Here is a 9,009-nt window from a genome sequence, read left to right as displayed (position 1 = left end):
TTACCGCCCAGAAAGCAGCTTAATAAAGTTGTCCAATTTTAAGGGTTCACTTCATCGCCCAGTTTTTGCTATCAATGTTTTTTAAATAGCATTTTCATTAGTTTGCGTTGCATCTAATTCCGCATCAGAATTACTGTCAGCGTTTGAATCCGTTGTTTCAGTGTCACCGTGCCCATCAAATAAATATTTTTGAAGTAACTGGCTAGTCAGTACTGGCGTTTTCGTCACAACACTCTGAGCCACACTAGATTGTTGTAATTGGCTTTGTAGCGTTACATTGGGGATAAAGTTCAAGACGCTCAAAACAATAAATACCCCAAAATAATTGATGACAAAAGCCACCACTGCGCCAGCTAAACCATTGGCTTGCTTAATCACCGGTAACCAGGTGATGAGCCGAGACCAGCGAACCAATAAACGAATCACTAACCAACCTACCATCAGTAACAACAAAAAAGCAATGGTGTAAGTGACACTTAAACTAGTCGCTGCGCTACTGGACCAGCCAGCGAACCAAGCACTGACTTCTGGTGCTGCTAGACGCGCAAAAATAAAAACAGCAACGTACCCAATGGTATAAAGCAACTCTGCAATCAAACCACGTTTCAATCCACGATAAATCGCCCACAATAAAATGGCAATAATGATAATATTAATCAGCATCTGCGCTGTCGTCCTTTCTCAATGCATTAAAAATTACTGTCGCTTATTTTAAGCTAATGATGAATGATAATTTTTTAAGCTAATTTGCTATAAATCAACTTTACCAAATTAATAACAAATAACCACCGTCTCAGGGCCGATTTAACTTTTGCTTAAACGCTGGTCGATTATTTTAATTACACGCACATAATGAACATTAGCATTGCAAAAATTATAACACCAACGGTAAAAATGGTAGAATGTAAGTAGTTAATTTGAGCGAAATGAGGAATGAACGTGACTGGTAGTCAAATCGCAGTTAATTTGGTCATCATGCTAATCACTTTTTTATTTGCGGCGTTTTTTGTCGCATCAGAATTTGCTTTAGTTCAAACACGACCAAGCGCACTAAAAGAAAAATTAGACCAGCTAGGTGGCCATTCGAAAAAGATTAACACCGCGCTGCACATGGTACACAATTTAAATGAATACCTATCCACAACTCAGGTCGGTGTCAGTGTAGCTGGCATTATTTTAGGTTGGATCGGTGAATCCACAGTTGAAACAATTTTAGTGGACTTATTTAATATTGGCCATATGATGAATCCAACTGCATTACACGCTGTTGGTGCCGTTTTAGGGGTCATTATTTTAACCTATCTGGAAGTTGTCTTTACAGAAATTGTTCCCAAAAACATCAGTATCGATATGCCCTTACAGGCCATGATGTTTGTCACTACCCCCTTACGTTACTTCCATTTATTGTTTTATCCTTTTGTCTGGTTACTAAACGTTTCCGCTAATGGTGTTGTTCGCTTAATTGGATTAAAACCGGCAGATGAAGAAAACGAAAACTTTTCGCAAGCAGAAATTCTAACGCTATCTCGCAATGCCGTTAGTGGTGGTCAGTTAGAGCGCAATGATTACATTTATATGGAACGTGCTTTTGAAATGAACGATAAAGTTGCCAAAGACATTATGATTGACCGTACATCACTAGTCGTAATCGATGTGACTGCCAATGTAGCAGATACCATTAAACTGTACGTCACTAAAGGGTTTAGTCGCTTTCCAGTAGTAGAAGATAACGATAAAGACAATATTATTGGCTATGTTTACAATTATGATTTGATTAAGCAAGCTGAAACTAATGATCAAATCCGAGTCAGCAAATTATTGCGCAATATCATTACCGTTCCTGAAACTGCTTCTTTGCAGAATGTTTTAGCGCAAATGGTGCAAAAGCGGACCCCCATCGTGGTCGTTGTAGATGAGTACGGCGGAACCAGTGGCATTATTACTGACAAAGATATCTATGAAGAATTATTCGGTACAGTTCGCGATGAAAATGAAGTGCCTTCTGAAGAATATGTGAAAAAACAAAAAGATGGTAGCTTCCGTGTTAACGGAAAAATCACACTTTATGATTTTGAACGTTACTTTAATGTCAAAATACGTGAATTTGATGATTCCGATGTGGTCACCTTAACTGGGTACGTGATGAAGGAAGATCCGACAATTCAACCTGACCAAGATTTTAAACTAGGCGATTTCACCTTTACTGTCGGTGATGTAGACAATGCTTATATTAATTGGTTTAAAGTTACCCGGCGCCAACCAACTAAAAAGCCGGTGCAAAAGCAGCCCGAGTCATCAGACAACGCCGATTAATCCGTTTAGTTTAAGGTGTTGCTAGTTTAACAATCTCTGGGACGTACATGAAAAGCAAAATTGCTTTTCATGCACGCTTTTTTGTAATCTTATTGAAATATTTAAGCTTGAGTTAAGCAAAAATGTTTATAATGGAATGGAAAATCCCAATTAATGAAAGGACTATTATGCTGCATAAAAAGAAAATGAAGCGTTGGCCTAAAATTTTATTAACTTTGTTAGGACTAATATTAATTATCGGTGGCAGTATGGCAGCGTATGCCTACCATCAAACCAAGCAAACGGCTAGTAAAATCTACCAAGCAAGCGACCAAAACGCTGCCACTAAAATTAAAAATCAAAAACCGCTATCGATTTTACTGCTAGGAGTTGATACAGGCGCCGATGGCCGAACTGATAAAGGACGTTCTGACACCATTATTGTCGCAACCATTAATCCTACCACTAAAAAAACGACCTTTGTCAGCATTCCCCGCGATACCATGGCAGAAATGACCGCTAAAGGAAAAACTAGCGTGCAAAAAATTAATTCTGCCTACGAAATTGGCGGTGCCAAAACAGCTAAGAAGGCAGTCAGCAACTTATTAAACGTACCCATTAATTATTATCTGACGTTAAATATGGGCGGCTTAGCCAAAATTGTGGATGCAGTTGGCGGCGTCACGGTAACTAGTAATTTAACGTTTACGTTTAATAAAACCAAAATTAAAAAAGGCACCCACCATCTAGACGGTAAGCATGCTTTGGCCTTTGCTCGAATGCGCTATGATGACCCTAAAGGTGATTATGGCCGCCAATTGCGACAACAGCAAGTAATCAAAGCGGTGACTAAAAAATTGCTCTCGTTAAACGGCGTTGCCAATTACCAAAAAATCCTCAATGTTGTTCAAAAGAACTTAAAAACAGATTTAAGTTTTTCAGATATGAAAGGCTTAGCCACAAATTACCGTGCTGCAGTAAAACACATGACATCAGATCAGCTACAAGGAAAAAACGCTAATATTAATGGTAGTTCGTATCAAATCGCAACAACAAAAGAGCTAAACCGAATTTCTAAGAAATTGCGAACGCAATTAAACCTAACCCCCACAAAAATTAGCAATCGTGAAACTCGGCTAAATAAAGCTAACCCTGATTTTGATGGGATTACGGCCACTAATTACATTATCTATGGTGCCGACAGCACTGTTAATTACGCTACGGGAACCTATCAAAATAATCAAAGTACTTATTCAAATCATCATTATCAGCCATCAAATAGTGGACAAGACCAGCAACCAAACGACAATAATACATTCAATATGCCTAATTAATGTGATTAACTCACCTTAATGTTATACTTTAATTATAGTGGTTGTTAATCGCGACATACCACTGATCAGCCGTTTTATTCTAGCTTACTAGTTGCGTATACTTGTGAGATTTTAAAACGATCATAATGATTCATTTTAAATAATCATTATGGTTTACAAACGCTTCCAAAACTGGTATTCTAAAGTAGAACAATAATTTAGAAAAGGGGTTAGTTTATGACAACTTATAACTACGATTTTCCAAAGACCAAAGCACAACTTAACCAATTAATTGCTGACATTAGCCAATTAAAGGTTATTATCCAACAAACGCACTGGTATCTACGTGGTCAAAGCTTTTTCCGGTTACACCCATTAATGGATGACTATGGTGACCAATTAAGTGACCAACTTGATGAAGTCGCAGAACGGTTAATTGCCATAAATGGTGCCCCAATGGCAACCACACATGAATTTATCGAAAATACTGGCTTACCAGACGAAAAAGTTGAATTTGACCAATTAGACATGAAAGAATTCATGGCACGCTTGGTTAAAGGCTTCAAATATTTACGTGACCAATATCAAAAAGGCATCGAAATCACTGATGAAGAACAAGACTTGCCAACACAAGATATGTTAAACGGCTACAAGAGTGATCTTGACAAGAATATTTGGATGCTCAATGCTTATTTAGACAAAGCACCATATGATGACTAAATTAATTAAATGGTAACGAAAAAACGCGCACTTGCGCGTTTTTTTATTGCAATTATTTTCTCAAAAGCCTAAACGATCTCATGACAATTCACATTGAAAATAGCAGTTGGTGTTAAACGCTTCAGATCCTGTAAGTCATTTAAATAAACACGATAGTAACGACTGGGACTCTCTAATACAACCACTTCAACTTCACTAAATTCTTCTAACGTTGATAAATAATTCTTTAATCCTTGATAACTAAAACTTCGCACCCGCTTTTTCCTCCCACAGTCATGATGGGCAGATGCTTAAATAGTTGGCATTCATGTTTAAATGACCATCATCCGTTTAATCAAATCCTGGGCAGTATGAATCGGTAAACAATCGAATCTTACTGTTACCAGTGCATTGCCCCCTATTTACTACCATACCGTAATTTCATGTGAAAGTCATCATTTATAAGCCATCAAAAACCAAAATTAACCGGCTTTATTTGCACTAATACCACTTTTTTTACATGTGATCGAAAAAACAGCATCACTCATCCATTGATTAAATCGCTAAGCTTGAATCTCTTTTAACCGTGACACAATCTGTCGCATTTCTGCTTGATCAACCGCACGGATATCAAATTCAATAATCCCTTCATTAGCCCGGTATTCTCGCGTATAAATGGCAGGATTTCCTGCTTTTAACTGTGCTGTAATCGCTTTGGCATCGTGTGGTGAAGCTTTAGTAACTGCCACACTAGCACGGAAAATATCACGACCAGCACCGTCTTGCACCACTTTAGAATTTAGTCCCTTAACCTTGTTTAACTCCTCAACGAACGGCATTAAACGGGCTTTCATCACCGTCCCTTTTTCTGAACCATGATTTAAATAAAATTCGATTGCTGCTGTCAAGCCTAAGATATTGTCTTTACCAATTTTCATCGCCCGACCGATACCTGCGGATTGCATCCGCAACCAGCTAATGTATTTTTTATTTCCAAAAACAAAGCCAGAAGCTGGTCCTTCAATTGCTTTAGCGCCGCTGAAAATCACAATATCGACACCTAAATCAACATATTGACGTAAATCTTCTTCAGCCGCCGCATCTAAAATTAATGGTAAATGATGTTGATGGGCAACGGCTAATGCATCCGCAACGGACAACATACTTTTTTGCACCGCATGGTGACTTTTTACGTATAAAATACCAGCTGTATTTTCAGTGATCATCTCTTCAATATGGGCAGGTGTGCACATATTGGCATAACCAGCTTCTACCAACTGGCCTCCGCCTAATTCAATCATCATTTCTTCTGGTGCACCATAATCAATGTTCTGTCCCTTAGGCATAATGATCTCGCGTTGCTTGAAGCGCTGATCGTAGGGATGATGTACATGATATTGGCTTCCCTGACCGATTAAGCCTGCAATAGCTAAGGCAATCCCTGAGGAAGCTGAATTAACCACAATTGCATCTTCTGCACCAATTAAATTGGCTAAGTGTTGTCCGGTTTTAACTACTAAATCGGACATTTCAAAAAAATGTTGACCACCAAATTTTTGTGCTTTCAACACCGTATCTGAAACTTTGGATACACCCAAAATGGTCATTTTGCCACTAGCATTGATTACTTGCTTTAATTTGTATTGTTCATAAATATCTGCCATTTTTATCCTCCAATATTAAATAACTTGCCGGCAATCACAGTATATTGTGGCTTAATTAATGTTTTTGCAGTCCGTTGATTACCATTTGAATCTGTTAACGTTTTTTTACCAGAATTCACTTCATAAATGGTTAAATCCCCATCAGCACCGATTTCAAGACGACCTTTAGTCGATAAATTAAAATTAGCGGCCGGTCCAGTAGTGACCATAGTTATAATTTGTGGTAATGAATACCCTAATGCCAACATTTTCTCCATAGTCGTTGCCATATCATAAACAGGGCCATTTTCACGATTACGATGATAGATATCCGTACTTAAAGATTTAGGGTGTAATCCCGCCGCTTTTGCGATTTCAGCAGTATGAAAATTAAAACTATCTGTGCCGTGGCCGACGTCGAAGATAACGCCACGCTGATAAGCAGCTTTAACAAAAGGTTTAATGTTATCGTGCTGATCTAACATACCGTTTGGCTTACCATTATAAGCATGAGTTAATATATCATCCCGAGTCATTAACTTAAGTACATCACTTAGTTCAGGCGGATTGGCACCAACATGCACCATAACTGGTAATCCAGCCGTCTTTTGCTGAAATTTTTTAGCTGCCTCAAGTGGTTTGACACCATTATCTAAAACCACTGAATGGCTTTCACGTGCTTTAATTCCAACAATAAAATTAGGGTATTGTTCAATCGCTGAAAGCAATGGGATTTCCTGAACTCTGTGCATGTCACCTAGCTCATCTTGCGCTAAGATACCTGTTTTGGACACATTAATCAAGGTAAACACATTTGTCTTTTTATGCCGCGTAATGCGATAGAAATCAGCAATATTATCTGCGCCACAAGAACCTGCATCAATCACAGTTGTCACACCAGTTTTGTAGCCATCTTTATCTGGATCATCATAATATAACGATAGTTTTTCATAACAATGTGTGTGGTCATCAATCCACCCTGCAGAGACATATGCCGCATTTTTTAAATCAACAGTTTGCTTTGCCTGAATCCCGATTAACTGCCGGTCTACAGCAACAATTTTGCCACCAGTTATAGCGATTTCAATTGTCTGCTTATCAGCAGTTAGACCATTTTTTATATATAAATCCTCCATTATTGCCACCTCTATTTCATTTTAATCCCACTGGGAAAAAGAACCCTGCAATCATGGCGCCTATAATTGCGCCGCCTGGTAGCGGTTTCTTCCAGGCGTAAAAAATCGCGGCACCAATGGTTGATCCAATACCGATTGGAATCGATGCAGTGATGGCACTTAAAATGATCAGTGGCCCTAAAAAGCGTCCAGTTTGATTACCCGCGCCCATCATGACATCGGCACCAAATGTAGAAGAAGACTGGCCAATGGTGAACTTACGGACTAAATAAATAACACCACCAATGATAACGCCTAATACTAAACCAGTTAAAAGTGCTATTGGAAAACTTTCCATCGGTAATTTAATGCCGACACTCAGTAAAATAGCAGGTATGCCAATCCCAACACCAGTCAAAATCGAACCACCTAAATCAAGAATACCGACTAATGAGCCTTCAAGAATACGAGCAAATAAAAAGCTTGCACCAAACGCAGCGGCTGCACCATAAGAACCTCCGGACATACCGGCTTTTAACATGGCAACAATCGCAACTTCATTAAAAGCACCAACACCATAATTATAGTACATAGAAGTCCCAGCAAAAACACCTGCTGACATCAAGCCAACAATAATCGGAAAAGCCCAGTCAGCGAACCAAAAGCTTTTAGCATGCTCTAAATCTTTCAAATCGTTTTGCATTCAAATCCGCCTTTCTTATTCAGGATTAACTAATCCATGTAAATGGTTGAGCCAATCTGGCGTGGATAAATGAAGTGACTTCAATGTTTCAATGTCAAAGCCACGGAAGAAACCACTTAATACAAACAATAAGATAATGGCAACAAGCATAATTTTAGTAATGCGTCGCCACCCTAATTCATCGACACCTTTGCCTAGCAAAATCCCTAACACAACACCAGGAACTGCATTGCCCATGATTAAACCAGCTAGTCCACCAAAAACAGTACCAAATAAGCCTGAACGGTGACCGGCATCTATTGCTGCTAGCCAAAAAAGAACTGGCATGACAATATTAATTAACGTATTCGCCGCTGGTACCAAAACTTTCACTGCAGTAACTTGTAATGACTCTGGGATAGCTGAAGACGTAATATTTAAGAAAGTCACTACTAATATACCAATCACTAAACCGGCAATTCCCATTTTTTTAGGGTTATGCACTGTCTCTGCAATTTTTTTATTCCGAATTAGCAACGCAGCTGCTGCCCAGTTAGGAATGACACGGTGCGTGATATCTTGCGTAAATGCACCAGCACCAACAGTTGAAGCCCACGCATTAAAGAAGAAACCTAATCCAAAAGAAAAATGAGATACTGGATCGCCTTCAGCAGCATTCATTTCGCCCAATGTCCTAAAAGCACCAAGTGCCTGTACTTTAGGTGCATTAAACATTCTTGCCGCCCCAATACCTGCTGCAAAGCCAACAAGGGCACCGACAATTAATGATTGAATGAAAATAACTGTGATGTGCATTTATTTACCTCCTCTAGCCAAGCTTTTAACCTTTGATAAAAGCACTTTATCGGGAGAAGAAACTTTCTGTTCAGTAAAATCCAAGGCTGCCAAGTCTAAAGACATCACATTGACAGTAACATCCAAGGTCACTTGATATTTTTTTCTAATTCTTGGAAAAAAGAAAAACAAAAAGTGTTCTTTAAATGTTTCAACGATTGCCGAAACAATCCGTATGTCTTCGGGTATAATTCTGACTGCTAATTGATTGGAATCAGCACTAATTTTCTTATGAATTTGCGCTAAGGCATTGCCAACTGCTTTTTGCTTACTGTCGCCTTGTCCTGTAATCCGAATTGTTTTGTGTAACGTTTGGCTTGCTTCTTTCATGTCATTACCTGCTTCCCACACAAAATTATGGAAGTTTGTCAAATGGTGTTGAAGGATAGTTTCTATCCTTTGGAGATCTC

The 9,009-nt window shown here is 38.8% G+C and carries 10 protein-coding genes; 3 read left to right on the top strand and 7 right to left on the bottom strand.

What is annotated here, in order from left to right; translation table 11 throughout:
* Window positions 1-81: 81 nt before the first annotated feature.
* Window positions 82-663, bottom strand: a complete 582-nt coding sequence (locus FC24_RS05910; RefSeq protein WP_057873967.1) for a CvpA family protein — start codon at window positions 661-663, stop codon at window positions 82-84.
* A 276-nt stretch (window positions 664-939) separates the two neighbouring features.
* On the opposite strand from FC24_RS05910, the gene FC24_RS05905 reads away from it, so the two are divergent.
* The 3 genes from FC24_RS05905 to FC24_RS05895 all read left to right on the top strand — a co-directional run bounded on the left by FC24_RS05905 (window position 940) and on the right by FC24_RS05895 (window position 4,325).
* On the top strand, window positions 940-2,313 hold the full coding sequence (locus FC24_RS05905) for a hemolysin family protein (protein ID WP_191980374.1): 1,374 nt from the start codon (window positions 940-942) through the stop codon (window positions 2,311-2,313).
* 167 nt (window positions 2,314-2,480) lie between these two features.
* Complete coding sequence (locus tag FC24_RS05900; protein WP_057873965.1) at window positions 2,481-3,626, top strand: LCP family protein; 1,146 nt, start codon at window positions 2,481-2,483, stop codon at window positions 3,624-3,626.
* A 216-nt stretch (window positions 3,627-3,842) separates the two neighbouring features.
* Window positions 3,843-4,325, top strand: a complete 483-nt coding sequence (locus FC24_RS05895) for a Dps family protein (protein ID WP_057873964.1) — start codon at window positions 3,843-3,845, stop codon at window positions 4,323-4,325.
* A 68-nt stretch (window positions 4,326-4,393) separates the two neighbouring features.
* Here FC24_RS05895 and FC24_RS05890 read toward each other — a convergent pair whose 3' ends face one another.
* The 6 genes from FC24_RS05890 to FC24_RS05865 form a co-directional block, all read right to left on the bottom strand.
* On the bottom strand, window positions 4,394-4,579 hold the full coding sequence (locus tag FC24_RS05890) for a hypothetical protein (protein ID WP_057873963.1): 186 nt from the start codon (window positions 4,577-4,579) through the stop codon (window positions 4,394-4,396).
* A gap of 288 nt (window positions 4,580-4,867) precedes the next feature.
* Window positions 4,868-5,968, bottom strand: coding sequence for a DgaE family pyridoxal phosphate-dependent ammonia lyase (locus FC24_RS05885; protein WP_057873962.1), 1,101 nt, complete (start codon window positions 5,966-5,968; stop codon window positions 4,868-4,870).
* A 2-nt stretch (window positions 5,969-5,970) separates the two neighbouring features.
* Window positions 5,971-7,083: an amidohydrolase/deacetylase family metallohydrolase gene (locus FC24_RS05880; protein WP_057873961.1), complete on the bottom strand. Its 1,113-nt coding sequence runs from the start codon at window positions 7,081-7,083 to the stop codon at window positions 5,971-5,973.
* A gap of 16 nt (window positions 7,084-7,099) precedes the next feature.
* Window positions 7,100-7,765 (bottom strand): DUF4310 family protein, encoded by a 666-nt coding sequence (locus tag FC24_RS05875; protein ID WP_057873960.1) that lies wholly within the window; start codon window positions 7,763-7,765, stop codon window positions 7,100-7,102.
* A 15-nt stretch (window positions 7,766-7,780) separates the two neighbouring features.
* Window positions 7,781-8,560 carry a DUF4311 domain-containing protein gene (locus tag FC24_RS05870; protein ID WP_057873959.1) on the bottom strand — a complete coding sequence of 260 codons (780 nt, stop codon included), beginning with the start codon at window positions 8,558-8,560 and terminating at the stop codon, window positions 7,781-7,783.
* Window positions 8,561-9,009, bottom strand: a 449-nt coding sequence (locus FC24_RS05865; protein ID WP_235807329.1) for a DUF4312 family protein, incomplete at its 5' end; no start/stop codon positions are given.

The sequence above is a fragment of the Loigolactobacillus rennini DSM 20253 genome, assembly GCF_001436505.1.
GTDB lineage: Bacteria > Bacillota > Bacilli > Lactobacillales > Lactobacillaceae > Loigolactobacillus > Loigolactobacillus rennini.
This window is presented reverse-complemented; position numbering and strand designations above follow the sequence as displayed.

Bases quoted from the DNA above. Each gene is read 5' to 3' on its own strand.
- FC24_RS05895 (WP_057873964.1), top strand. From the start codon at position 3,843: ATGACAACTTATAACTACGATTTTCCAAAGACCAAAGCACAACTTAAC.
- FC24_RS05875 (WP_057873960.1), bottom strand. From the start codon at position 7,765: ATGCAAAACGATTTGAAAGATTTAGAGCATGCTAAAAGCTTTTGGTTC.
- FC24_RS05880 (WP_057873961.1), bottom strand. From the start codon at position 7,083: ATGGAGGATTTATATATAAAAAATGGTCTAACTGCTGATAAGCAGACA.
- FC24_RS05900 (WP_057873965.1), top strand. From the start codon at position 2,481: ATGCTGCATAAAAAGAAAATGAAGCGTTGGCCTAAAATTTTATTAACT.
- FC24_RS05885 (WP_057873962.1), bottom strand. From the start codon at position 5,968: ATGGCAGATATTTATGAACAATACAAATTAAAGCAAGTAATCAATGCT.
- FC24_RS05910 (WP_057873967.1), bottom strand. From the start codon at position 663: ATGCTGATTAATATTATCATTATTGCCATTTTATTGTGGGCGATTTAT.
- FC24_RS05870 (WP_057873959.1), bottom strand. From the start codon at position 8,560: ATGCACATCACAGTTATTTTCATTCAATCATTAATTGTCGGTGCCCTT.